Origin of the sequence: Periweissella fabalis (assembly GCF_012396505.1) — a bacterium.
GTDB classification, from domain to species: Bacteria; Bacillota; Bacilli; order Lactobacillales; family Lactobacillaceae; genus Periweissella; species Periweissella fabalis.
Genome location: NZ_JAAXPN010000001.1, coordinates 405,776 through 431,733, shown reverse-complemented (window position 1 = coordinate 431,733; position 25,958 = coordinate 405,776). Strand labels below are relative to the sequence as shown.

Here is a 25,958-nt window from a genome sequence, read left to right as displayed (position 1 = left end):
TAAAAGATGATTGCAAAAAGGAAATATTACTAGATATTAGAGTGAAACAATATCTTTTGAATCCTAATTTATTGAGTATTGGATATGATTTGTAGTAAAATACAATAAAATATTATTTAATCATAAATAAATGTTTTTGAGTATAAACGTTGATTTAAAGGCTTTTATTTCTATTTATTCAAAGTTTTAAAAAATTTTTTGAATAAAACACATTAAAAAGCATAGACACCTGATGATAAGAATGCTATTATTCTATTTGTAAATGAAAGCGTTTACAGAGAACGGTTACATTTTACAAAAACTTGAAGGGTAGATAAGATACATGACTTATAAATTATCCGATGAATTTTTATGGGGTGGTGCCATTGCAGCACATCAAGCAGAAGGTGCCTGGAATATTGATGGTAAAGGGGTCTCGATTGCTGATATTCTAACAGCAGGTGATGCCAAGACCCAACGTCGTATAACAGATGGCGTTCAAGTAGGTAATAATTATCCTAATCATCATGGAATTGATTTTTATCATACGTATGCTAAAGATCTTGAATTGATGGCTGAATTAGGTTCCAACGCTTTTCGAACATCGATTGCTTGGACACGAATTTTTCCTAATGGTGATGACGCAGAACCAAACGAAGCCGGATTAAAGTATTATGATGAGATGTTTGATAAGATGCACGAATTAGGAATCGAACCCGTTATTACTTTAAATCACTTTGAAATGCCATATCACTTGGTTAAAGAATATGGTGGTTGGACTAATCGTAAGTTGATTGATTTATTTGTTCATTATGCTGAGGTTGTTTTTAAACGTTACCATAATAAAGTAACTTATTGGATGACTCACAATGAAATTTCAAATCAAGCTGCTTTAAATTTAGGACCACACGCACAATTCTTTGTTTGGACTAATTCAGGGTTTGTATTCAATGGTAATGAAACTTCGAACGAAAAAATTGCCAAAATGGTACAAGCTGCACACTACGAACTAGTAGCTTCTGCAAAAGTTGTTGCACTTGGACATAAAATTAACCCTGATTTTAAAATCGGTGGTATGGTCAATGTAGCCCCATTCTATCCTGCTTCACCGGCACCTAAAGATATGCTAGCCTTCCAAAAAGCCCGTCAATCACGGGACTGGTTTAGTGATGTGCATATCAATGGTGAATATCCAGTTGAAATTGAACGCTTGTATCAAAAATTTGGTTTTCGACCAGATATTACTGAGCAAGATCGTTTAGATTTAAAAGCTGGGGTAATTGATTACTTAGCAGTTTCTTATTACAGTTCAACAACTGTTAAAGCAATCGAAAATCCAGATAACCTCAAGAATGCTTATACAAGTTATCAAGTTACTGATAATCCATATATCAAGACTAATGATTGGGGGTGGGGGCTTGATCCAGATGGCTTACGCTATTCATTAAATGAATTGAGTGAAATGTACCCACACACACCAATTATGATTGTTGAGAATGGATTAGGAGCTTACGATAAGCTCAATGATGATGGATCGATTCATGATCCATATCGGATTGATTACCTAAAGCAACATATTTATGCGATGGAGGAAGCTATCGTTGAAGATGGTGTAGAGGTAATCGGTTATCTTTCATGGGGCCCAATTGATATCGTTTCAGCCGGAACAGGTGAAATGAAGAAACGTTATGGATTTGTTTATGTCGATTTGGATGACTTTGGTGAAGGTTCAGGTCAGCGTTTCAAGAAAGATTCTTTTAAGTGGTATCAACAAGTTATTGCCTCAAAGGGTAGTGATTTATAATACAAAAAATTTTTTAGGTGAGGGATTTATCATGGCAGAAAAAACTATTATGCTTGCATGTGCAGCTGGAATGTCAACTTCTTTGTTAGTTGAACGAATGAAACAAGCCGCAATTACTAAGGGTAAAGATTATGAAATCTTTGCTAAATCAACCGCAGATATCGATGCGCAATTGAGTAGCACTGATTCTAAGCCAGATGTTTTGTTACTTGGACCACAAGTGGGTTACATGAAGGCCGAGGTGAAGGCAAAGACTGATGCTGCTGGCATTCCAATGGATGTTATTAACATGACTGATTATGGTATGATGCGTGGGGATAAAGTGCTTGACGCTGCGGAAGCATTGTTGAAGTAAGAACTATGGTTGCTAGTTAAACAAGGGGAGAATTAGAATGAACGAAGAACACATGGAAGTTGTAATGGGTTTAATTATGCATGGCGGTAATGCTAAAGGCTATGCCTACCAAGCAATTCAAGATGCTAAAGCCGGCAACTTTGATGAAGCAGACCAAAAGATTGAACTTGCAAATCAAGAATTGAAAGCAGCACATGATACTCAGACTGGCATGCTTACTCAAGAAGCTCAAGGTAATCATGTGGAAGTAGACTTGTACATGGTTCATGGACAAGATCACTTGATGAATGCAATCACTTTCAAAGATTTAGCAGTTGAAATCATTGAGTTATTGCGTCGTCTCGACGAAAAATAAGGACTTGCCTAGAGAAGGCGTAGAACTCGTATAAACAAATATTATTACTAACAGCTATAGCTAATTTTATTTTAAAGAAACGGGTGTACGGACTTATGAACACATTTATTAATGAAAAACTCTTACCACCGGTAATGAAGTTTGTTAACACACGGCCAATGACGGCGATTAAAAATGGGATGCTTTATCCAATTCCCTTTATTATCATTGGAGCGATTTTCTTAATTTTAGGAAATTTCCCATATCAACCAATTGCAGATTACTTAACAAAAATTGGTTTGAGTCCAATCTTTGCCCAAGCTTATAACGGTTCATTTGCGGTCATGGCTTTACTTGCTGTGTTTGGGATTGCTTATAGTTGGGTACACAATGAAGGTTTTGAAGCCGTATCAGCTGGTTTGCTAGCTGTTATCGTTGACTTCATTCTTCAACCCAACGTTATTACAACAGTTACTAATGTTGCAGATCCAACTAAAACATCAACTAAGTTCATGGTTTCAAACGTTATTGATAAAACATGGCTTGGTGGTAAAGGTATGTTAATGGCCATTATTGTTGGGCTTCTTGTTGGATGGGCTTACAGTTGGTTCCTTAAAAAAGGAATTACTATTAAATTACCAGAACAAGTTCCAGCTAATGTGGCCGCTTCATTTACTGCCTTGATTCCTGCAGCAGCAATTATTATCGGAGCAACTGTTATTTACGGTATTTTCAGTCTTGGATTGAACACAACAATTGTCGAATGGATTTACGCAGTTATTCAAACACCACTTCAAAAAGTTACTGATGGTCCCGTCGGTTTGATTGTTATCACATTTTTACCAGTGTTCCTTTGGTTCTTTGGGGTTCACGGATCATCAATTATTGGTGGAGTTATGGGTCCACTTCTTCTTGCTAATAACGCTGATAACTTGGTACTTTACAAAGCTGGTAAGTTAAGCCTAGACAACGGTGCCCACATTATTACACAATCATTTATGGACCAATTTATCACAGTTACCGGTGCCGGTGTTACCATCGGACTTGTAGTATTTATGCTACTTGGTGCTAAATCAGCACAAATGAAAACCCTTGGGAAATTGGAAATCGGACCTGCATTATTCAACATCAATGAGCCTGCATTGTTCGGTGTACCAATTGTCTTGAACCCACTACTTGCAGTACCATTTATTCTTACACCAGTTGCAATTGGAGTTTTAAGTTACTTAGCTATTTGGTTTGGAATTATTCCACCAATGAATGGTAGTTTTGTTCCTTGGACAACACCCGCAGTTATTTCAGGACTTATTGTAGGTGGTTGGAAAACTGCTTTATGGCAACTACTTATGTTGGCGATGACAGTTGTTATTTACTGGCCATTTGCTCGTAAATACGACCGTACTTTATACCAACAGGAACTCGATAATGCTGCTGCTGAAGGTATTGCACCTGAAGCATAGTACATCATATAAATCTTATATATCTTAGTGAAAAAGCGATTGCTCGAGCAATCGCTTTTTTAGTACCGTCAACTAAATGGTAATAATTACTATTTAGTTGACAAGAATAAACGCTTTCGGTATGATATCTTTGTAATTGATTAACTGGTTAACTAAAAATGATAGGAGAAATATTATGAAGCAAAAAATAGCATTAGCAACGGCATATCGGCAATTAAAGAGTCCTAATATTAAAACTCGGGAACGGGCCTTACAAATCATTCGGGCCGCCAAACGCCAAGCAACCGGAAAATAATTAAATTAATAGTAGGTCAAAACATGCTCCAATTGAGTGAATTTTTAGTTATGATCCCGATGATTCTTAGTGTCGGGATACTTTATTTGGATTATTTTCCGCTGAGCCAACGCCGACAGTTAGGAAAACAGTTTATTGGATTACTAAGTATTGGTTTTGTATTTTGGTGGTTATACGGATATCCACTAGCAACTGGCAATTCAATTAGGAGTGGTACGACGCTAACTATCTTAATTCAATTTGAATTTTATGCGTACGCCTTAGCCATGTTTAGTGGTACGTTTTTTAGTCGCTATACAAGTAAGCAAGCATTAATTTTTATACCCATTTGGACAGGATTGGTATATTGTCCAATTGCATGGCTACTCTGGGCCAATGATGGTTGGTTATTAAATTTAGGCGCGTTAGATTTTTCAGGTGGGTTAGTCGTTCATGTAACCGCTGGGATTACGAGTCTCGTATTAGGACGGCGATTATTAACGCAACAAGGTAGGTTTCAACAGCTACCATCAACCAATCAAGGACGGCATATCATTGCAATTGGGTTAATTACATTAGGCTGGTTTGGCTTTAATGCCGCCCCAGCCGACAATAATGTGGAACTAATTAAGCAAACGGTCATGAATACGTTTACAGCAATTGGTGGAAGTATTATGGGCGTTAGCTGTCTCACGTGGTGGCAAACGCGTAAGTTACAGTTAACTGATATCACAACGGGAATGCTAGGTGGTTTAGTAATTAGCACGATTTCAGTTGGTTACGTAACCCCATTGGTTAGTATGCTCATTGCCGTTAGTAGTAGTATTGGCATGGTGTTGCTAATCCAATGGAGTCATCAGCAGCGGTCATTTTTTGATGCGGTTGACTCGTTTGCCATGAATGCGGGTGGGGCAATTTTAGCAACGTTAGCTTTTATGCTAGTCGCATGTTGGCAACGCCCGGCAGGATGGGCATGGATTGAATTGGTAGCCTTAGTAGTAGTTAGTCTGATTACATGGTTGGGCACCGAAATTGCTATTAGAATAACCATTTGGTGGCCCAAAATTATATTGGAGAAGATATATAATAATGGAAAGAAAAATTAAAATTGTTGTGATTGGTGCCGGGGCAGCTGGGATTGGATTTGCTAAAGCCCTCCAACAATATGGTGAACAGGACTACTTAGTCATTGAACAAGACGCCATTGGGAGTAGTTTTGCACGGTGGCATACCCACACCCACTTTATTTCGCCGTCATTTACAAGTAATCAGCTTGAAATGATTGATTTAAACGCAGTTAGTCCGGATAGTTCACCGGCAACATGTACCCATTGTGAACATCCACATGGGTACGACTACTGTCAATATTTACAAACGTTGGCGCATGATGCCCAATTAAAGATCCAAGAACACACTACGGTTGTTGACATAACGAAGCTATCTGATGATTGGTATCATGTACAATTAAGTACCGGCGAAACGGTAATTACAAAGTATGTGATTTTTGCCCTTGGTGACTTTTACCATCCAACCACTGGAAATATTAAAGGGAACGAACACGGGATTCATTATCGCGACTTTGATATGATGCAACCACATATGGAAGCTGAGCAAGTGATTATTGGTGGTAATGAAGCGGCCTTTGATACGGCGATTCAATTAGCGCAACGCGGGATTAAAACAACTATCTATGCAACGCAAAATAATTTTAATTTAACCGAAAGTGATCCAAGTAAACGCTTATCTACTTATACCTATGAACGCTTTATGCAATACGAAGCATTGATTACTATTAAAACCGGTTATTGGTTAACTGAGATTCAGACAAGCAGTGGTGAGTATACGCTACACTTTAAAAATGGGTTAACGCACTTGATTACACACTGCCCAATTTTGGCCACGGGATTTAATATTAATCATAATCCATTAGTTCAGCAATGGTTTGCCAGTACAGAGCAAAACGTGGTATTAGATGAAAATGACGGTTCAACGTTGGCCCCAAATATGTTTATGATTGGTCCTGCGGTGCATTTTCAAGATACTATTCTATGCTTTATTTACAAATTTCGGCAACGTTTTGCCCCAATTATTGAATTGATTTTTAAACGTGAAGGGCAAGTAGTTCCACCAGCCGCCCATGATTTGTATCTGCGTAACAAGATGTTCTTACAAGTTTAAACAATCGTGTGGTAAACATAAACCGTAGCACAAATACGTTCTAGTAGGCCGCTATAGGCATAATACGAAAATAACCACCTTGAAGAGTATTTCTTCAAGGTGGTTATTTAGTGTATTTCTTAATATCGCCCGACTTATGTCATGCTCTTATGATTTAGGTTTGATAATTAACCGTGAGAAGGCGGCAGCTAAGCAAACCCCAAGCCCCATCGGCAAGTAAGCATCTGAGCCTAAGTGAGTAACTTCAATAATCATAAACAAAGCCATTAATGGTGCTTGTTGTGATGCCGCCAACAATGAGACAGCACCTAAGAGGGCCCCTTGTTGAGGTTCAATCCCAAAGAGGGGACTTGCTAAAGCACCAAATACAGCACCGATGGCAATTGAAGGTGTTAAAGTACCACCAGCAGCTCCGGCCCGAATAGTAAATACTGTAACAACCGCTTTTAAAACGGCCCCAATTGCGAGTAAGTAAAGTAATTTAGTCCCAGTATTACTAATTGATAATTGTGCAAGGGCCCGACCATTACCCATGATTTGCGGTAAGATGAAAGCAGCAATTAACCCAGTAACCACACTAACCACTGGTAATTGCCAAAGAACGTGCTTAGTATGGGTTTGATTTTTTTCAGCCCATTGACATGCTTGGCGGAATAAGGCCCCAAGAATCCCAGCGAGGGGGCCAATAATCAAAACAAATGGGAGTAAAGCAACTGAAAACTTAGTATCCGTGATGAAATAGTAAGGTTGGAAACCTTTTTCAAGGGAACCAATAAGCATCGCAATCGTTGACATTGATAAACTAACAATTACAGTACGCATTGATACCTTCTTAAGTAAGATTTCAACGGCAAACAACATCCCAGTAATGGGCGCAATATATACTCCAGCGAAACCAGCCCCGGCTGCACTAGCAATCAACAATTGTTGACTTTCAGTTGACAGGGTATCTAAACCAGTTTTGGCTAAGATTTGGTTCCACTTGTTAGCGATTAAGGCCCCAGCTTCACGGGGAGCAAGTTCACGACCAACAGAACCACCGACACCAACGTAAAAAATTTGCGTAATTACATGAATGACCATTGGTAAAACAGGCATATTTTTACCTTTGAGGGCGGCATTGATACTAACGGGACCTTGTGTTTTACTACGAAGAAGGTACCATACAATCGCAGCGATAATACCACCGATAACAACGGAACCAAAGCGATGCCAAGGTAACGTTGCCACTGGGGCGGGGTTGAGCATCGTTTCTTTGAAATTAAGAAACACGTGTTCAACTAATGATAGCAATAAACTTAGTACAACTGAGCTACACCCAACCAAAACACCTAAGACAATGGTAGAAATGGCTAAGACAAGTGACTCAGGCATACGGCGTGTTGCTGAATTTTGGTTTAGCATAACTAAAACTCCTCAATTTAGCTTAAATATAATAAAAAAGTCATAAATAAGTATACACGTCTAGATTTTGTAAAACAAAGCACAAGCTAGGTTTAAGTAAAATTTATATAACCGCTAGTAATCTTACATTACACTAACCTAGTACCAGCAAATGCTGAGTAGGTTACCGGTGTTTGGCGTGTTACAAATTCAGGCGTACAAGTGGCAGGTGTTAATAAGAAAGTTGCTTGATCACCAACTTGGGGCCATTGTTGTTGACCAGCTGAATTAAGGGGGACGATTCCATCAGTAACTAAACCAAGTAATTGCGTAAGTTCGATTTGATCTTTAATGCCGAGAATTTCACCTAAGCGGGCGAGCTTTTGTTGCAAGGAACCATCGCCATATGGTGACCAACTATCATAGACGTTGTCACAGCCTAAGTGAACAGGAACTCCCACTTGACGTAATTCTTGAATCGGTGGGAGGGTATTACTTGATAACGGCACACTTGATACAATATGAATTTTAAGGGCCGCCAAGGCGGGGAAAACTTCCGCGCGTTCAGTTGGGGTAAAGTCATTAAGCCCAAAGGCATGACTAATAAAGACTTGATCTTGGAGGTGGTGTTCGTCAGTTAAGCGGATAATTTCACGAATGGTTTGTGTACCGGCGACACCCCGATCATGGACATGAATATCAATTCCAACATGATACTTAGTTGCTAACCGAAATGTTTCAGCTAACGAAGCTTGGTAATCACCATCAAGCGAGTACGGATCAACACCTCCGATAAATTTAGCACCACGTTGGAGGGCGGTCTCAACTAAGGTTCTTGCATGGGAACGCAATAAACCGTGCTGGGGAAAAGCTACTAATTCAACGGCGAGACCATTGCTTTGGGCAAGCGTTTGAATCGCATCAAAATACCGTAATTCAGTCATCGGTTCAATGTCGATATGCGAGCGAAATTGCGTCGCACCAGCTGCCAATTCAAGCTTAATTAAATTTGTGGCGCGGTCTGTAATCGAAAGTGCTAACGCATCGAGTTGCGGAATTTCGGTTTCAAAGCGCTCAATAAGTGTCGCGGCTGGTGTTACCGGTTGCCATGGTGTGCCTAATTTACTTTTATCAAGGTGACAATGTTTTTCAACTAATCCAGGTAACAATAATTGATTTTGACCATCAATTACACTAGTTGTTGCATCAGGTTGCCAAGTTTGTTGCGCAACGATTTGGGTAAAATGACCATCAATAATTTCAATAGCGACGCATTGAGTTGCTGTACCATTAACCCAATTATTTTGCTGGATATAGCCAGTTTCAATTCGAACGTTTGTTAACCAATAATGCATGTTAAACTCCTTGCTTAGATCAAAATTTTTAATATCTTTTTTGTAAACGTTTTCATTTTAATGAAAAATTGGTAAATATGCAAATCTCCTTTAAATCTTACGTTAAATTGTTGATTTAGCAAGCTTTTTGGGCCTTTAAACTGTGCTTATTAGTTATTTATGGCTTGGTTATCGTTATTTTACCGGTTTTTATGAGTTTTAATCGTAATTCACTCGTAAAATATAACAAAATTGCTCAAATTGACATCTGATCGCTGGTTTGTTAACTTTGGCTAATTAACTAATTGCTAATCGATTCAGCATGCTGATTTTAGCAAATGCTAAATTAAACAAGTTCAAAATTAAAATTGCTAGAAATTTGGTGATTTTAAAACGCAAAATTTCAAATTCAATTGATGAATAATTGATTGCAGACAGTTACACAGCGAATGGCGTGACAATAATGTCATTGAAATGATCAACGGCTGGTGATTGCAAAACCAGCAAATGAAAAAAGTTAACGGGGGATTGTGGGTTTAAAAGTAACTATTTTATTTACTTTCTAGTTTACATAATATATATTATCCTAAGTTAAAACTAAGCAACTTATGCTTGTAAATTAGTGCTTTTTATCCTTAAAATACTACTTATTTAGCCAAAAACTCCCCCGAATTATTGCCATTTGATTTTTTGAAAAATCAAACTGTTGATTGCTGGTCGATCTTAATGACTGCAACTGGCGTTTTTTTAAGCATTTAATCAGCTGTAAATGTTTTTATATCAACGTTTATAGCTGATTTTATCTTTTACATTCCAGTTAAACATGATCATACCAGCGTGTTAATTTTCTAAAAAATCACTGCTTTTACGACTTATTTGCGTATTTTATCGCGGTTTGCGTCTAAAATAACCTTAAACTAGCTTACCAAGCTTGCTAACTCACTAGCCAGTGCTGACGGTATCAATCAACTGCTTTCATTGCTTTAGTTTGCTTTCATTGCTTTAGTTACTTAAGTTAGTGTGTATATGTCTCGTACTGACGTAAGTTGTTATTAGTCAGATCACAACTAGCAAAATTCCTACTCGCTTGTGAAAAATTCACAAAATGCACTAATTATAACGCTACACTTAATTGCTCTAACAACTATCACACAATCGTTATTAGCTAAATAAAAACCACTAGAACTCTAGTGGTTTTAAATATCATTAAGTTAAATTATTGCTGCAATTAATCGTTCTTCCCACAAATGTTCAAAGTAATCCACGGTTTGTTCAGCACTCATATATTGGTTATCGTGAGTGCTTGTCAATCCTTTATGTAACTGTACTTCATACCCTAACCCGTGTGCCATCGTCATGGTAACATCAAGACAACCTTCCGTTTGGGTTCCACAAAACTCAATTGCCTCAACTTGATGATCTTGTAGAATTGTTTGGAGTTTCGTACCATAAAAAGCATTGCAATGTGCTTTTTGAAGATAGTAATTTTCTTCTGAATGATGAATTTCATTTAGAATATTCCATGGTTCTGTCTCACGAACTAAGTTGCTATCATTATTTTGAATAAAAATGATTGGCTTGTCATGTGACCAGTATTCGCGAATGCGATCATTAATCCCCGTAATTAATTGGTCCAAATTTGCTAGTGGCTTATCCCCACGACAAAGTCCATTTTGCATGGCCATCACTATTAATGCGTCTGCTAACATAAAAATCCCCCGATACTATGCGCTTTCTTATTTACTTCAAATAAATTATTAATGGCTTTAACTAATAATTTATACACTATAATATACCATTAATTGTTAGTCAGAAAACTACTTTTATTAGAAAATTCTTAATTTATTTAATTTTATAGTAATATTATTAATCTGTTATTAGTTGCAAAAACAGGCTTAGTTATTGTATTAAGCCTGTTTTTTGTACTATAGTGATGTGCCCTACTTGATTTAACCTACTTTAGTGCTTTTTTAAAATTCGTTGATAAATAAAAACCGTTAAAATATAGTAAACGATATATAAACTACCAATGAGTAATAAAGAACTTTGGAATCCTAGGTACGGATCTGCCATAATATTTTTGAAAAATTTTAACCCATAAACAACATCGATAATTCCAATAATCAATGGAATCGCAAAGACAATTCCAATTTCAGTAGCATTAGCCCGAAGACGTTCTATTGGTGTGGCACCAATCATCATTAAAATGTTATAACGGCGCCGATCAACATTTGCATTTGTTAAAACTTTAAACATCAAGGTACTAGCCAACATTACAAGAAAAGCAATGGCTAAGAAGAAGCCCATGAATTCAAGGCCGCCAGAGAAACCTTTTGCCAGAGTTAAGAAACCAAAAGTGCCACTAACACCGCGTTCTTTTAAGCCACTAAAACGTTTTAACTGGCCAGCTTGAAGCTTAGCAAGCATATTAGCATTATGATTAGATTCCATGTTTTTAACACGGACAATTATGATTTGTTGAGCTACCGTTGTACTTTTTTTAAATTGTTGTTCATTTACAATAATTGATTGATTGGGATTATTAGTATTAATACCGTTCGCTAAATCACTTAATATAGCATTAGCTTCAAAATTAGTTTGCTGTTTACTTTGAAGCATTTGTTCATCAGCAAAGTGAACTTTTGGAATAGCTGTACTAAAGTTAGTTGAGTTTTTAACATGATAAAAAGGTAATGGTTCCTGGTTAAATTGTTTACCACTCCAGATTAAAGCTTTATTTGTCAGTTTGTATTGATAACTTTTTACAAATTCGACACCTTTTAACTGACTAATAAGTTGTTTTTCTTGTACAGTTGGTTGAATAATGCTGATAGTGAATGGCGATGACTGTTGTGCAATGATTGGTAGACTCATTTGGAAACTTCGCCCCACTGTTAGGGCACCTAATGCTAAGGCAAATAGTAATGTGACAACTGTTAAAATACGTTCAAAAGCTTTTAATCGAAAAGTAAGTTGACCTAAGGTAAAATTGCGTAAACCAACTGCTGAAAACTTACTTTGCTTAATAAGGTTCAAAACTAATGCCAAGCCACTACGAATTGTAAGAAATGTTCCACTTACATTTAAACTTAAAGCTAATATTAATCCCAATAAAATACTAATTTTGAGAATATGTTGCATAACAATAAAACTTAAAATTAGTAATAATATGCCAATAATTCCAACAATAATATTAAAAAAACCCGGTTTAGGCATTTTTTCTGCAGTTTGTTCAGCTCGTAAAAGTGTATTGATGTTACTTCGACTGATATAAATTTGATTAATAATACCATTAAGGCTAAATACAATTACAAAATAAACAACTGTTACTAAGAACCCCGTTATATTAAACATTTGCCAATGGGCTAAAGTTAAACCAAGCATTTGTTGTAAAAACTGGCCAGCAAAACCAGTTAATCCAGCTCCAACTATAGTTCCAATAATTAATGATATTACGCCAAGAAAGAATGTTTCCATAAACAGTAGTCGGCTAATATTAGCTTTATTAGCACCAAACATCATTAATAAACCATATTCACGCTGCCTTAACTGAACTAAGAAGCGATTAGCAAAATTTAAATAGATAAATGTAATTAAGCCAAGCAATATTTCTCCAACAATAAAAATAACAACAATTGCTTTAATTGAAGTGTTAGCTGTTAAGAATGCTTTATTATTAGCGACAGTGCTAAACATATAAAAAATAGCAATTGAGATTATTAGCCCAGCAAATAAGATTAATAAATCTTTCCATTTAGTTTTAATTGTTTGTGCAGCAATTTTAGTAAGCATAACTTCCCCCTATTCTTCAAAAGTGCCAAGGAAGTCTAGTATGGCACGATAAAACGTTTCACGACTTTGATTACTACGTTCTAAGGTTTGAACAATTTGTCCATCACTTAGGAAATGGATTTTATTAGCAAAACTAGCTGAAAAAGCATCATGCGTTACCATTAAAATTGAAATATGTTGTTCAATATTAATTTTATTCAAATAGTTCATCATCTCGCGGGCATTGGCTGAATCGAGTGCTCCAGTTGGTTCATCACCAAAGATTAATTTTGGTTGATGGACTAAAGCACGTGCAGCTGCTACGCGTTGTTTTTGACCACCAGATAATTCATTGGGGAATTTTTTTAGTTGGTCTTTTAAATGTAATAAAGTTGCTACTTGATTAACAGCATCTGTAATTGTAGTATGTTTTGCTTTAGCTAAACTTAATGGTAAGGCAATGTTATCAGCAACACTTAAACTTTCAATCAAATTATATTCTTGAAAAATAAATCCTAGTTTTTGGCCACGAAATTTAGCTAATTGATTAGCATTTAATTGCCAAATGTTTTGTTCATCAATTAAAACACTACCGCTACTTGGTGCTTGTAAACTAGCTAATACATTTAAAAATGAAGATTTACCAGATCCCGATGGCCCCATAATAGCAACAAAGTCACCTTCTGTTACTTGCAAATTGATATCCTTTAAGGCGTGGTAAGGTTTAATACTGTTAGCATTATATGTCAAATTTAAGTTTTTGACATTGACAATATTTTTCATAATTAATCCCTCTAGTTAATTTATTTATAGAATTTTGTATAATGTGTTCTATATGTACTAACAATAATAGTACACAAAGAATGATAAAACAACCTATTTTAGTAAAATACCTAAGAAACGGACGTTATAAAAAATGATTTTAATAGTTATTTCCTACTAGTCATATTCGAAAATACAAAAAACAAATAAAAATAAAAAAAGAAGACTGAATTTGTAAAAAATTCAATCTTCTTTTTTTATTTTATGAAATTAGATATTTTATGTTGATTTCATTGATTATTTAGCGTGCCGGTGAAATAATTATTCGACTGCTAATGTCTCTTTTTTATCTTTTATAAACTTCAAACGGTGTTTAAGCCGTTTGAAAAGATGCTTGTCAGTCCAGCCAATAACGGCCCCTTGAAAAAATAGTGCAATGATGGTCCCAATGTTAACCGCCACAACTTCTTTGAAAACCACCCACAAGACGACGATAACTACTGATGGGAAGGCAAAGTTTAATAATTGAGCGGCCACCGGGTTTCCCTTAACGTACTTAAAGCGAATGATATTTGTCATATCATCATTCGGATGTAAAATCACATTAACTCGTTGGTAGATTGAAATAGCAATCCCTAAGCAGATGATACCAATCACATCGAGGAGAATGCGCGTTGGAATTGGTAGACTAGTAACCCCTAATGATCGGAAAAAATTAGCCCAAAGTGAGACAAAATAACCATACGGGAAAATGAAAATTAGATTACCAATAATCCGATGCCAATCAAAATGTTGTAATAAGATGACATTGACTAAAATACTAACAATACCATAAACAATTAAAATCGTCGCAATACTAAAATGAAAATCATGCGCTAAATTGGCCGCTGAGGCTGTCCACATTGCACTACCCATATTACAAGCGACTGTTAGTCCATTCCCCATTGAGTTAAGTAATAACGAAATAACTAAATAGATAATTACTTCGCGAAGATATAACTTACGTTCTGTACCATCTGCTAATACATACATTTTATGTAATCCTTTGAAAGTTATTTTTTGAAGCGTAACTGTTGGTGCATTAAATAACTAGCCATTGGAAAAATCACTAAACCGGCAATAATTGCTAAAACAAACCCCTGAATTAAGTTAAATGGTAAGACCATCGCAACAATCCATTGGTGTAAGTTTAAACCAACTGATTGGAGGCTAAAGTTGGCAAATTTTTCATAGAGTGGAATTGCATACACCCAATTTAAAATTGCCATAACGCCGGTCATTACTAAGGTACCAAATATTGCTCCAATGGCATAGTTTTTAATACGTAAACCATGCTCTTTGTTGGTAAAAAGCCAAATAATACTGATGAATAACGCCATAGCAACAATGTTCATTGGCATCCCAACCCAATCAGATACACCACTATTAAATAATAGCACTTTTAATACTGAACGTAACAATAAAATTGTAAGCGCTCCCTTAAGATTTAGCAAATACATCCCGATGAGGACAATCACGATTGAAAAATCTAATTTCATAAAGCCTCCAAATAATGGGATAACCGGGAAGACCATTAAGATAGTTGAAATAGCTGCTAAGATAGCAATTAGAATTAAGCGACGTGTTTTACTTACTTGATACATATGGAGAACCATCCTTTTCTGTTTGACAACAGTTCTTCGTGGCTTGGTTTTTAAAAAACAAAAAATCCATTGATCTGCACTAGGCTGTATCAATGGATTGGTTAGAATTGTTCACAAAAAAACCAATCTTCTGCATACCAGACTTTAACTGTCGGTGCTGGAATTACACCAGCTCAATCAATTAAAAAGCTTAATTGAAGTCGCGGACTATACCGCCGGTCGGGAATTACACCCTGCCCTGAAGATTTCTGTTAAATATTAAATTAGCAATAAATATATTATATTGACTTACAAAAAATAAGTCAACTGTAAATTACGGATTACAGACGTCCTTGAACTTTTAAGTTTGCTTTACCGTTTTTAAGTGCTTCAACTTCTTCAAATCGTAATTCCCGATAATCACCCGGTTGTAAACCATGTAGGTCAAGGAAACCATAACTTTCACGCCGTAAACCAACAACTTCGTGACCGATATGTTTAAACATCTTTTTAACTTGGTGATTACGACCTTCATGAATAGTTATTTGAACTAAAGAAGTAGTCTTCTTATTTTCATTAGTTTTCGTATTTAGAATTTTGGTCCGTGCTGGCTTAGTCATTTTACCTTCCAACTTAATTCCGTGACGTAATTGCATCAATTCATCATTGGTTGGAATACCTTCAACTTTAGCCGTATAAACTTTATCAACTTCGTATTTAGGGTGAGTTAAGTAGTTCATTAAGTCACCATCGTTAGTCATGATTAAGGCACCGGTAGTATCAAAATCCAAGCGTCCAACTGGATAGACGCGTTCATTAACATCCGTCAATAAATCAACCACGGTACGGCGGCCTTTTTCATCTTTAGCAGTTGAAACAAAACCACGGGGTTTATAAAGTAAATAGTAAACTAATTTTTCGGCTTGTTGAACGGGCATGCCATCAACTTCAATTTTATCTTTTGGTTGGACTTTGTATCCAAGTTCAGTCATTACTTGACCATTAACGGTAACGTGTCCAGTTGCAATGAGCTCTTCTGATTTGCGTCGTGATGCGACACCGGCTTGAGCCATAACCTTTTGTAAACGATCAGCCATTATTTTTTCTCCATATTTGTTGATAATTCCATTTCGACGGCAAATGGAATGGGGTCTACATCCTCAGTAGCCATTGTACTATCATCAGGTTGTAAACGGTTATCAAAGGCAGTTAGGAATAAATCACCAGATAATGATTGCTCCTCATCAAGTGTGGTGGCATTTGCTAATGGTGGTAATTCCTCAATACTTGTTAAACCAAAATAATCTAAGAAGTAGCTAGAGGTTCCATACATTATTGGCCGGCCAGGTTCATTTTTACGACCCATATCTGTGATTAAATTACGTAACTGCAATTTCTGTATAATCGAGCTTGATTGAACCCCACGAACTTCATCAATCTCAATCCGAGTAACCGGTTGACGATAAGCAATAATTGCCAACACTTCTAGTGAAGCTTGCGTTAAATGTGTTGATAAAGGAGCTTCAAAGAAATGCTTAACAAGCTTAGAAACACTAGCTTTAGTTGCTAAGCGAAATGTTTCATCACTTTGAAGTAGTTCAAAACTACAATCATCATCGGCTTGATATTTTAAAGCAAGTTCAGCAAGAATTTCTTTAACGGTTGTTTGGTCAAAGTTAGTTAAAGAAATTAGGTCTGCAAGCTCAATTCCTTCATCACCAGCAACAAAAATCAAGCTTTCGATTTTGGCTAAATTTGTCACAATACAATCCTTTCTGGTAATAATCTATTATGAACGTGGTTTAATGAGCAATTCATCGTTCATTTTAGGTTGTTCAATCAACAATTCCTGATGCTTTGCCATTTCAAGAATTGCTAAAAAAGTGGTTACATATTCATCTGGATTACTATCTAATGTGAAAAGCTCTGTAAATAGAACACCATATGGGTTAACAGATAATTTATGCTTAATAACTTGCCACTTTTCACTAATTGTATAAGTTTCTTTTTGAATCGTTGTACTTACAGGCTTAGCGATTTGTTGCCGGGCAATCATATTATTAAAGGCAGTTTGTAAAGCATCTAAGTCCACTCCAGGGGCAACAATATTAACGTCTAAATCAGTTGGCATTAAAGCAGGTGCGCGGGTAAATTGTTGTTGCCGTGCTTCTTCACGTGTCCGTAAGCTCAATGCAGCTTCTTGATAGCGACGATATTCAAGTAATTGCTCAACAAGCCCTTGTCGTGGATCTTCATAGATTTCATCACCGGTTTCCAAATCAATTGTTGGTCGGTTTGGTAATAAATAACGGGATTTAATCTGCATTAGACTGGCAGCCATGACTAAATATTCACCTGCAATATCAAGTGCTAATTTATCTTGATGTAAAAAATCCATATATTGTTCTGTAATGGCAACAATTGGAATATCATAAATATCCATCTCAGAACTTTTAATTAAATGTAATAGTAAATCAAGCGGACCCTCAAAATCAGTCAACTTAATTTGTAGTTCGTTGTTCATTGTGCTTTCTCCAAGCATTAATAATCTTTTGACCGGCAATGGTTCCCATAATCATCTTATCAGCGTGATATTGTTGTAATGCATCTAAGACAGTAAAAATTAGTTCACTATCTCTTAAAGCTGGTGTGATTGAAATATGGCGTAATAATAAGACCCCATAAACATGCTCAACACCAACAATTGCTGTAAAATGCCCATCTGCATCGCGCCATAATAATAATTCGCGATTAGTAGTTGCTTCATACCAAGAAAATTCGGCTTCAAGGTGTTGCATATTACGTAATCCCGGAATATATGATAATAAACCTAAAGCGATTTTTTTATAATCAGGACGATATCTAACTAACATAATTGCTCCCTTTCAATTAAGCTCGTGGATGAGCTTTTTTGAAGACTTGTTTAGCCCGTTCATTAGTAATGTGGGTATAAATCTGAGTAGTAGAAATATCAGCGTGTCCAAGAAGTTCTTGGACAATCCGTAAATCAGCCCCATTTTCTAATATGTGGGTCGCAAAGGAATGGCGCAATGTATGTGGAGATACATCCTTAGTAATTCCGGCTTGCAAGACAATTTGCTTAATAATTTTCCAAATTCCTTGGCGGGTCAATTGATGGCCATGATCATTTAAAAATAAAATTGGATTATCACTACCTTTAAGCTGTAATGAACGGACATCTTGATAATATGTCAAAACCCATTGCATTGCGACATCCCCGATTGGGACAATTCGTTCCTTATTACCTTTCCCAATGGTTTGTAATAAACCAAGCTCAAAATGTAAATCAGCAACCTTAAGATTGACGATTTCTGAAACCCGTAAGCCAGTTGCATACATGACTTCAAGCATTGCCCGATTACGGATACCTAAGCGCGTACTAGTATCTGGAGTCATTAGAATCTGTTCAACATCTTGGACGGATAAAATATCAGGTAAGTGTTGTTTCTTCTTAGGCATCCCCACTTGTTGCATCGGATCTTCGGGAATGTATTGCATCCGCTTTAAAAATTGAAAGAATTTACGAAGCGATGTAACACAGTGAATAATTGTATTTTCAGCATTACCTTGAGTAGCTAAAAATTGTAAAAATTGATTGATGAAAAAATTATCAATCACAGTTAAATCAGTTACCTTCTGTTGACTTAAATAATTCTGGAATTTAACTAAATCTTGATGATAACTTGTAATTGTATTAACTGATAATCCTCGTTCAACTTTTACATACTGTAGATATTCATCAATTAGTTCCTTAACTTCCATGATAAAGGCCTACTTTAGTGGAGCTTGGGTATGTTCTTGTTCCGTAGTACCAGGGACTAAAACTAAAGTACCGTCAACTTGTTGAATACGTCGTTGTTTGAGTAAGTTACCAACTGCACGCTTGAATTGCCCTTTTGAAATTCCAAAATAGTCTTTGATTTCTTTAGGATCACTCTTATCTGAAAATGGTAAGGTATTATCTTTACTGTGTTCAAGCATTGCTAAGAGCATTTGGGCGTCTTCACCAATTGCTTCATACGCCCGAGGCTTAAGACTTAAATTAAGTAACCCATCTGGACGTACACCAATAACTCGAGCATTAACAACTTCACCCAAACGTGGTTCTTTATAGCGTTCACCTGGGAAAACAAACCCCATATAATATTCATCAGTCAAAATAAAGGTACCAACCATCTTCAAACGAAAGACCGTTCCGGTAACATTCATATTTTGTAAACCTTGCTTAGCCTTAAGTGTAACTGCTTTGAAGATTTGTTCATCTGCTAACTGAGCCCATAAACGTCCTTTATCATCAACTCTTAAACTGACCATAAGTTTATCACCCTTTTGGGGCCATAAAGCAGCAATTGTTGGTAAGTTATCAAGTGATACCACGATATCTTTATCTGGCAAGCCAATATCAACAAAAACTCCCAAATCACGACGTTGAGCGACAACTTCACCCCATGCGTAGTGTCCAATTTGCACTTTAGGAATTTTGCGGGTAATTTGCATTTGGTGATGCCCATTTTCATAAGCAAACCCTGTAATTAAACCACCAATGTGCAGTTCTTTACCTTCGGCTTCCATTTCACTTTTTAATAATTGAAAAGTTACCCCTTGTAATTGGACAAAGTAATACTTGTCATTTGAATCAATGACTTTTGCTTGAATAACGCGTCCTACTAAATCATTCATTATGCGTTTCCTCATTTCGTTCCATAATTAGCTATTGTATAGTATATCATGAAAGGTTTACATAACCTACAGGAAACTCATAGAAGATTTTAGGATTTGTAATAAAAATAACTTTTTTGAGCTACATGGTTTACAAGACTAGGTCAATTGGATATACTAACCTTATCAATTAAATCTCGAGGTGCACGATATGCAATATCGCGAAACTAAACGCTATCTAATTTTATATGAAGTTTTAAATGCTGTTACTCATGGAGTTGGATTTCTTCTTGCAGTGGCAGGCTATGTTGTCTTATTAGTATTGGAAGCTATCCAACACCGAGGCGGTTTAGCAATGACAGCCTTTGCCATTTATGGAGCAAGTGTGTGTTTATTCTTATTAATGTCAACACTATTTCATTCTTTAATCTTTACTAAAGCTAAACGTGTCTTTCAAATCTTTGATCACGCTGGTATCTTCTTAGTGATTTTTGGTTCATACACACCCTATTGCTGGTTAGCAATTGGTGGTTGGCAAGGTTGGACGATTTGGTCGGTCATTTTAGCGATGACAATTGCAGGAATTCTGTATGAAATCTTCTTTGTTGGCCGGTGGCTATGGTTATCAGTCATTATCTATATCGTGATGGGCTGGATGATTTTACTAGCGATGCCAACCTTATGGCACTCATTGAGTCACCTAAGTTTCTGGCTACTATTTGCTGGTGGTGTCACTTATACATTAGGTGCGGGAGTGTATTCAATTAAAAACATCCCCTTTGGTCACGTTTGGTGGCACATCTTTGTCCTTGCGGGGGCCGCTTTGATGTACTTTTCAATCCTCTTTAGTGTTTAGGCCACTAGTATCATAGACCATAATAAAAGTCGCTTAGCAAATGCTAGGCGGCTTTTTTGGACACGATAACATTTTTAAACAAAAACACGCTACGAGAACAAGTGTTCGAATAGCGTGTTTTTGCCTTTTATTTAGTAATTATCTGGATTTTGACGCCATTCCCGCGCTAATAGCCCATATGAGTAGCTATCATACCACTTACCTTGATGATAAACGGCTTCCCGGTTGGTTCCTTCACGAACAAACCCGCATTTTTCATACAACTTAAGTGCGGCCGTATTATAGGCATGAACGGTTAAAGTAACCTTATGGAGGTTTAAGTGATCAAATGCATACTCGAGTAATAAACTAAAGGCTTCACGGCCATACCCTAATGAACGATCCCCAGCTTGAGGAATCCCAATACATAGCTCACCGCGTTGATTACGTAACATAATATCACTAATGCCGGCAAAGCCAACTAGCATATCATCGTTAGTCCGTCGAATAGTAAACATAATATCACTATTACTATTAGCATCCCCGAAAAATTCACTCCATTCTTTAACGCCATATGGATGGACAACATCTTCAGATAAGCCCAACAAAAATTGATCATCCCATTGCCAATCCGTTAAGTACTCAGCATCCCCATCAAATAAATTAGCTAAATACACTTTATTACCACGTAACATCATCGTGTCCTCCATAAATAAATAGCATTTGCCTAAACATTAGTTAACTTCAACCGTTAACACATCAGGTATTTCATTTAACAGACAATGAATTACTTGATGATTAATACCAAGAGCTTTAATAATAATTGGAACTTCAGTAATTACCGTATCCCCAGTCGATGGCAAACTATACACAATACTTTCATTAGGCATTAAATGTGTTTCTTCAAAAGTTTGTAATAAATTAGTGACGGATACTAATGATTGTTCTTGTTTGAAAACAAGAGTGATATCATGGGTTGATAATTCAAGCCGATGGCTACCAGAATATTCATCTATTGGAACTTCTTTGATACTATTTGTAGGTGCACACTCATCTAGTCTAAAATATTGGTAACGTTCTTGATCACTTAAGTAGTACAAATCCATGTCAATTACATAACTAGGCAATTCAACTGCAAATTCCAATTTAAGTGCTGTGGGTGTTAAATGTTGTTGTGTAATTGTAAATTTTTGAAATTCATCTTTTGCAAAACTTCCAGTGTAATGTTTCACCCATGCTAAAGCACGGTTGGCTGTGATTTGCTTTGTTGGGAAAATAATACCATAAGCTTCACATAGATAACTATCAGTATCATCATCACAGTCAATACCTAAATCAAATGTTTTCCGTAGTGCTTGAAAACGTTGGTTATCAGTGAAACCATCAATTTTTAAGATTAACTGCAATTGATCATCATTTTCAGCAAGCTCATCAATTATGATACTTTCATTATCGATTAATTTTGTTTGATATTGATCAACTAGTTGTCTTAAGTGATTAGCTGATAACGTATGTGCGTTATAAGTAAACGTCACATACCCTTTAGTTTTAATCATTGTTTTATCCGCCTTATATTAATATTGATTATTATAACGGTCTTAGTTACGTGATTCAAATGTAAAAAATAAGCCCCTTGAAGAATTGTCCTCAAAGGCCTTATTTTTTACATTTAGCAATCCTAATTTATCTTATAGAATAGCACTTTTTAAAACTTAATTAGTGATAATCGTCCCAAGCCCCGATTGCAAATAGCCAGTAACGTTATCTAGCGATGTGATTACTGCTGTTTTATCAGTTCGTCGCACGAAATTCATTGCTGCTTGAATCTTAGGTTGCATTGATCCAGGGGCAAAATGTCCTTCATCAAGGAATTGTTGGGCTTGAGCGACTGTTAAATGCGTGAGTTTGGTTTGTTGTGGAGTATCGTAATTTAAATATACATTTTGCACAGTGGTTAACATAAGCAATATATCCGCATCAACTAATTCGGCTAATTTAGCAGCCGAATAATCCTTATCGATAACAGCGTCAATACCAGCGTATGAATTACCAACGCGAACGACTGGAATACCACCGCCCCCAGCTGCAATTAAGGTTATTCCTTGACTAACAAGATGTTGGATAATGGGGGCTTCGATAATATCTAATGGCTGTGGTGAAGGTACCATGCGCCGATACCCCCGTCCAGCATCAGCTAAAATAGTCCAATCAGGATGTAACCCTTGTAGGTGTTCAGCCATCTTGGGTGAATAAAATGGCCCAATTGGCTTTGTGGGTCGTTGAAAGGCTTTATCTTGGCCATCAACGATAGTACGTGTTATTAACGAGACTACTTGATGGTCTAATCCATGTTCCATAAAGGCCTGATTTAATGCATTAGCTAACCAAAAACCAATCGCACCTTGCGTCATAGCTCCAACAGTATATAAAGGCATGGCGGGAATGTCTTTATTACTACCACGTTGTTGTTGTAACAATAAATTACCAACTTGCGGGCCATTACCATGCGTAATTATAACTTGCCAATCACTATTAGCAGTTAAAAGTGCTGCTAATTGATTAGCTGTTTTTATTAATGCTAGTTGCTGAGCAGTTGCTGAAGCATCTTTAGTTAAAATAGCATTACCGCCTAAAGCAACAACAATTCGTTTTGTCATAGCAAATCTCCTTGTCAATTAAATTGTGATTAAACCAGTAAATAAACCAACAATTGCTAAGATAGCAATTACTGAAATAACCCCCATTGCTAACCATTCATAACGCTTAATGATTTGCTGGTTTTCTTTTTTAGCACTGATATATAAGATAAACCCTAATAAGTATGCAATAGTACATAACCAAAGTAACTGTAAGCCAGCTAAAGTAATTGCGGTTATTTCAAATAAACAGGCGATAAACCCGGGGATGATAATCCGTAACTGGCGTTTTTGTAAGCCTAGCTTTAATTCATAAGCTCCAACCAAAACATAGCAAACAACAATCGCAGCTGTACAAAGTGAGTATGCAAAATTATAAGCCTCGTTAGTAAAGATTAAAGAAATCAAAAATATTTGCACAAGAATCTGCGTTAACCATAATGAATTAGCTGGAGCTTTAGCTTTATTAAGTTGGCCAAACCACTGTGGTAATAGCTTTTGCTTAGCCATTAATGACGTTGCCTCAACAGGTAACATTGTCCAAGATAGCCAAGATCCCATAATTGAAATAATCAAGCCAATGCTAATAAAAGCCCCACCTAAATCACCAACTAAATCTTTAAACAAATAAACCAAAGCAGGATGGTGTAATTCAAGTAGCTGATTTTGAGTGAGATAACCATATGGTAATAGTGAAATAATCACATATAGTGTTAAAAGTGACAATAGGCCAATAATAGTTGCCCGTCCAGCATCACTTTTCTTCTGTGCTCGTCCAGCCATCATGGTTGCACCCTCAATTCCAACAAAGACCCACATCATTGATAAAATACAACCTTTAATTTGTGCCATAATCCCGGTCGGTGTTGCCGGCATAAAGATTGCTTGATTATGCATATTAGTACCAAAGTTAACCCAAAAATGTTCGGTAAAAATTCCGGCTTTAAAGCTCAAAAGAGCTACAATGATAAAAGCAAATAACGGAATTAATTTGCAGATAGTCACAACTGTATTAATGATGGCGGCGGCTTCAACGCCACGTGTAACTAATAAGGTTAGACCCCATGAGATTAGCGAAGCAAAGATGATGGCACTAATACTGTTTCCAGATTTAAATTCTGGAACAAAGTAGCCAAAAGCTGACATCATAATACTAGCAAAGGCAACATTTCCTAGCCAAGCTGACAACCAATATCCCCAACCAGATAAGAAACCAGCAAAATCACCAAAACCAGCACGAGCATAATCAGAAACACCAGTTAATTCTGGTTTATTAAAACTAGATGCTTAAGACTAAGGGCTAACATTAAAATACCAACTCCTGTAATCAGCCAAGCTAACATTACAGGCCCGGGAGTTGCAACTTTAGCAAAAGTCGTTGGTAAATCAAATATTCCCGCCCCAATCGCACTACTGATAACTAAGGCAATTAAAGCTGGTAGTGCAATTCCTTGAGCTTTATTTTGTGTCTCCATATTATCACCATCCCCTACAAGTCTGGTACTTTCGGGATAAATAAATTCCCTAAGGTCGCCGCCATAATAGCCTTGATCGCATGTTTGCGATTTTCAGCTTGCTGCCATTGTCGGGCGTATTTACTACGAAATACTTCATCGGTTACTTCCATTGCTGTAATACCATAATCGGCATTAACCGTTGCACCATATTCGGTATTGGTATCATGGAAAGCTGGTAAACAATGTAGGAAAATTAATTTTTCACTTGTATTTTGTGTTAACTCAAGTAACTCCATATTAACTTGGTATGGTTTGAGTAAAGCAACGCGTTCTTGCCAATCCGTTTCCCCCATTGAAACCCAAACATCAGTATAGATAATATTGGCATTTTTGACGCCAACAGTGAGGTTATCAGATATTACTGGTTGAACTTTAGTAGGCTGCGCTAACTGATAAGCAAGTTGGATAACATCTGCTGGAGGCTGTAATTCTTTTGGTGTAATTATGTGTACTTCAACACCTAACATAGAGCCAGTAATCAATAATGATTTAGCAACGTTATTACGACCATCCCCAACATAAGCTAATTTTAAACCATGTAAATGACCAAAATTTTCTTTAATTGTCATAAAATCAGCAATCATCTGGGTTGGATGCCAGTCATCAGTTAAGCCATTCCAAACTGGAACACCACTATATTTTGCTAATTCATTAACATCACTTTGTTTAAAACCGCGAAATTCAATCCCATCAAACATACGCCCCAATACTATTGCAGTATCTTCAATCGATTCTTTACTGCCTAGTTGAATGTCATTTGTCCCTAAATATTCCGGATGCGCACCTAATTCAATTGCAGCTGTTGTAAAAGCCGCTCGTGTACGCGTTGATGCTTTTTCAAATAATAATGCAATATTTAATCCCGTAAGATAATGAGGGAAAATATTGTGATGTGCTAAATGTTTTAAATGTAAACCAAAGTCGATTAAGTACTGAAGCTCAGCCGGTGTAAAGTCTTTTTCAGCTAAAAATGATCGCCCTTGGAAAACTGAATTGATGGTATTAGTATTAATACTAGTCATACAAATGCCTCC

Annotated in this window: 25 protein-coding genes, 1 pseudogene and 1 riboswitch; of the genes and pseudogenes, 8 read left to right on the top strand and 18 right to left on the bottom strand. The window is 36.5% G+C overall.

Annotated elements, in window-relative coordinates:
- Positions 1-322 precede the first annotated feature (322 nt).
- The 7 genes from HF964_RS02260 (at position 323) to HF964_RS02230 (ending at position 6,384) form a co-directional block, all read left to right on the top strand.
- Positions 323-1,783: a 6-phospho-beta-glucosidase gene (locus HF964_RS02260; RefSeq protein WP_168721416.1), complete on the top strand. Its 1,461-nt coding sequence runs from the start codon at positions 323-325 to the stop codon at positions 1,781-1,783.
- A gap of 31 nt (positions 1,784-1,814) precedes the next feature.
- Complete coding sequence (locus tag HF964_RS02255) at positions 1,815-2,138, top strand: PTS sugar transporter subunit IIB (protein WP_168721415.1); 324 nt, start codon at positions 1,815-1,817, stop codon at positions 2,136-2,138.
- 37 nt (positions 2,139-2,175) lie between these two features.
- Positions 2,176-2,493 (top strand): PTS lactose/cellobiose transporter subunit IIA, encoded by a 318-nt coding sequence (locus HF964_RS02250; protein WP_168721414.1) that lies wholly within the window; start codon positions 2,176-2,178, stop codon positions 2,491-2,493.
- 95 nt (positions 2,494-2,588) lie between these two features.
- Positions 2,589-3,932, top strand: coding sequence for a PTS sugar transporter subunit IIC (locus HF964_RS02245; RefSeq protein WP_168721413.1), 1,344 nt, complete (start codon positions 2,589-2,591; stop codon positions 3,930-3,932).
- 175 nt (positions 3,933-4,107) lie between these two features.
- Positions 4,108-4,227, top strand: coding sequence for a putative metal homeostasis protein (locus HF964_RS02240; RefSeq protein WP_168721412.1), 120 nt, complete (start codon positions 4,108-4,110; stop codon positions 4,225-4,227).
- Between the two features lie 23 nt (positions 4,228-4,250).
- Positions 4,251-5,312: an ammonium transporter gene (locus HF964_RS02235; protein ID WP_168721411.1), complete on the top strand. Its 1,062-nt coding sequence runs from the start codon at positions 4,251-4,253 to the stop codon at positions 5,310-5,312.
- A complete protein-coding gene (locus HF964_RS02230; RefSeq protein WP_168721410.1) occupies positions 5,296-6,384 on the top strand; it encodes an NAD(P)-binding domain-containing protein in 1,089 nt (362 codons plus the stop codon). The genes HF964_RS02235 and HF964_RS02230 overlap by 17 nt, the downstream gene beginning before the upstream one ends.
- Positions 6,385-6,531: 147 nt before the next feature.
- Here HF964_RS02230 and HF964_RS02225 read toward each other — a convergent pair whose 3' ends face one another.
- The 13 genes from HF964_RS02225 to HF964_RS02165 all read right to left on the bottom strand — a co-directional run bounded on the left by HF964_RS02225 (position 6,532) and on the right by HF964_RS02165 (position 19,957).
- Positions 6,532-7,788 carry a chloride channel protein gene (locus HF964_RS02225; RefSeq protein ID WP_168721409.1) on the bottom strand — a complete coding sequence of 419 codons (1,257 nt, stop codon included), beginning with the start codon at positions 7,786-7,788 and terminating at the stop codon, positions 6,532-6,534.
- 128 nt (positions 7,789-7,916) lie between these two features.
- Positions 7,917-9,122, bottom strand: a complete 1,206-nt coding sequence (locus HF964_RS02220; protein ID WP_168721408.1) for an amidohydrolase family protein — start codon at positions 9,120-9,122, stop codon at positions 7,917-7,919.
- A gap of 1,190 nt (positions 9,123-10,312) precedes the next feature.
- Complete coding sequence (locus HF964_RS02215; RefSeq protein WP_168721407.1) at positions 10,313-10,810, bottom strand: isochorismatase family protein; 498 nt, start codon at positions 10,808-10,810, stop codon at positions 10,313-10,315.
- Between the two features lie 250 nt (positions 10,811-11,060).
- The gene (locus HF964_RS02210; RefSeq protein ID WP_168721406.1) at positions 11,061-12,893 is read right to left on the bottom strand and encodes an ABC transporter permease; all 1,833 of its coding nucleotides are present in this window, start codon (positions 12,891-12,893) and stop codon (positions 11,061-11,063) included.
- Positions 12,894-12,902: 9 nt separating this feature from the next.
- Entirely contained in the window at positions 12,903-13,658 is a 756-nt protein-coding gene (locus HF964_RS02205) for an ABC transporter ATP-binding protein (protein WP_250786663.1), read from the bottom strand.
- Positions 13,659-13,955: 297 nt separating this feature from the next.
- On the bottom strand, positions 13,956-14,666 hold the full coding sequence (locus tag HF964_RS02200) for a YczE/YyaS/YitT family protein (protein WP_168721404.1): 711 nt from the start codon (positions 14,664-14,666) through the stop codon (positions 13,956-13,958).
- Between the two features lie 20 nt (positions 14,667-14,686).
- Positions 14,687-15,277, bottom strand: coding sequence for an ECF transporter S component (locus HF964_RS02195; RefSeq protein ID WP_168721403.1), 591 nt, complete (start codon positions 15,275-15,277; stop codon positions 14,687-14,689).
- Positions 15,278-15,398: 121 nt separating this feature from the next.
- A riboswitch (FMN riboswitch) is annotated at positions 15,399-15,527 on the bottom strand.
- Between the two features lie 70 nt (positions 15,528-15,597).
- Complete coding sequence (locus HF964_RS02190) at positions 15,598-16,353, bottom strand: pseudouridine synthase (protein ID WP_168721402.1); 756 nt, start codon at positions 16,351-16,353, stop codon at positions 15,598-15,600.
- Positions 16,353-17,018, bottom strand: a complete 666-nt coding sequence (scpB, locus tag HF964_RS02185) for an SMC-Scp complex subunit ScpB (RefSeq protein WP_168721401.1) — start codon at positions 17,016-17,018, stop codon at positions 16,353-16,355. Before scpB ends, HF964_RS02190 begins: the two co-directional genes overlap by 1 nt.
- A 27-nt stretch (positions 17,019-17,045) precedes the next feature.
- Complete coding sequence (locus HF964_RS02180) at positions 17,046-17,780, bottom strand: segregation and condensation protein A (protein ID WP_168721400.1); 735 nt, start codon at positions 17,778-17,780, stop codon at positions 17,046-17,048.
- Positions 17,758-18,129, bottom strand: coding sequence for an N-acetyltransferase (locus HF964_RS02175; protein ID WP_168721399.1), 372 nt, complete (start codon positions 18,127-18,129; stop codon positions 17,758-17,760). The genes HF964_RS02180 and HF964_RS02175 overlap by 23 nt, the downstream gene beginning before the upstream one ends.
- Positions 18,130-18,145: 16 nt before the next feature.
- Positions 18,146-19,039 (bottom strand): site-specific tyrosine recombinase XerD, encoded by an 894-nt coding sequence (gene xerD / locus HF964_RS02170; RefSeq protein WP_168721398.1) that lies wholly within the window; start codon positions 19,037-19,039, stop codon positions 18,146-18,148.
- A gap of 9 nt (positions 19,040-19,048) precedes the next feature.
- The gene (locus HF964_RS02165; RefSeq protein WP_168721397.1) at positions 19,049-19,957 is read right to left on the bottom strand and encodes a CvfB family protein; all 909 of its coding nucleotides are present in this window, start codon (positions 19,955-19,957) and stop codon (positions 19,049-19,051) included.
- A 190-nt stretch (positions 19,958-20,147) separates the two neighbouring features.
- Here HF964_RS02165 and trhA point away from each other — a divergent pair, with 190 nt between their 5' ends.
- On the top strand, positions 20,148-20,792 hold the full coding sequence (gene trhA, locus HF964_RS02160; RefSeq protein WP_168721396.1) for a PAQR family membrane homeostasis protein TrhA: 645 nt from the start codon (positions 20,148-20,150) through the stop codon (positions 20,790-20,792).
- A 131-nt stretch (positions 20,793-20,923) separates the two neighbouring features.
- Here the strand turns inward: trhA and HF964_RS02155 are convergent, their stop codons facing one another.
- The 5 genes and pseudogenes from HF964_RS02155 to argF all read right to left on the bottom strand — a co-directional run bounded on the left by HF964_RS02155 (position 20,924) and on the right by argF (position 25,946).
- Complete coding sequence (locus tag HF964_RS02155; protein ID WP_168721395.1) at positions 20,924-21,469, bottom strand: GNAT family N-acetyltransferase; 546 nt, start codon at positions 21,467-21,469, stop codon at positions 20,924-20,926.
- A 36-nt stretch (positions 21,470-21,505) separates the two neighbouring features.
- Positions 21,506-22,327 carry a hypothetical protein gene (locus HF964_RS02150; RefSeq protein WP_168721394.1) on the bottom strand — a complete coding sequence of 274 codons (822 nt, stop codon included), beginning with the start codon at positions 22,325-22,327 and terminating at the stop codon, positions 21,506-21,508.
- A 156-nt stretch (positions 22,328-22,483) separates the two neighbouring features.
- Positions 22,484-23,428: a carbamate kinase gene (arcC, locus tag HF964_RS02145; RefSeq protein ID WP_168721393.1), complete on the bottom strand. Its 945-nt coding sequence runs from the start codon at positions 23,426-23,428 to the stop codon at positions 22,484-22,486.
- An 18-nt stretch (positions 23,429-23,446) separates the two neighbouring features.
- Positions 23,447-24,882 (bottom strand): annotated as a pseudogene (locus HF964_RS02140) (basic amino acid/polyamine antiporter).
- A gap of 14 nt (positions 24,883-24,896) precedes the next feature.
- Complete coding sequence (argF, locus tag HF964_RS02135) at positions 24,897-25,946, bottom strand: ornithine carbamoyltransferase (protein WP_168721392.1); 1,050 nt, start codon at positions 25,944-25,946, stop codon at positions 24,897-24,899.
- Positions 25,947-25,958 lie beyond the last annotated feature (12 nt).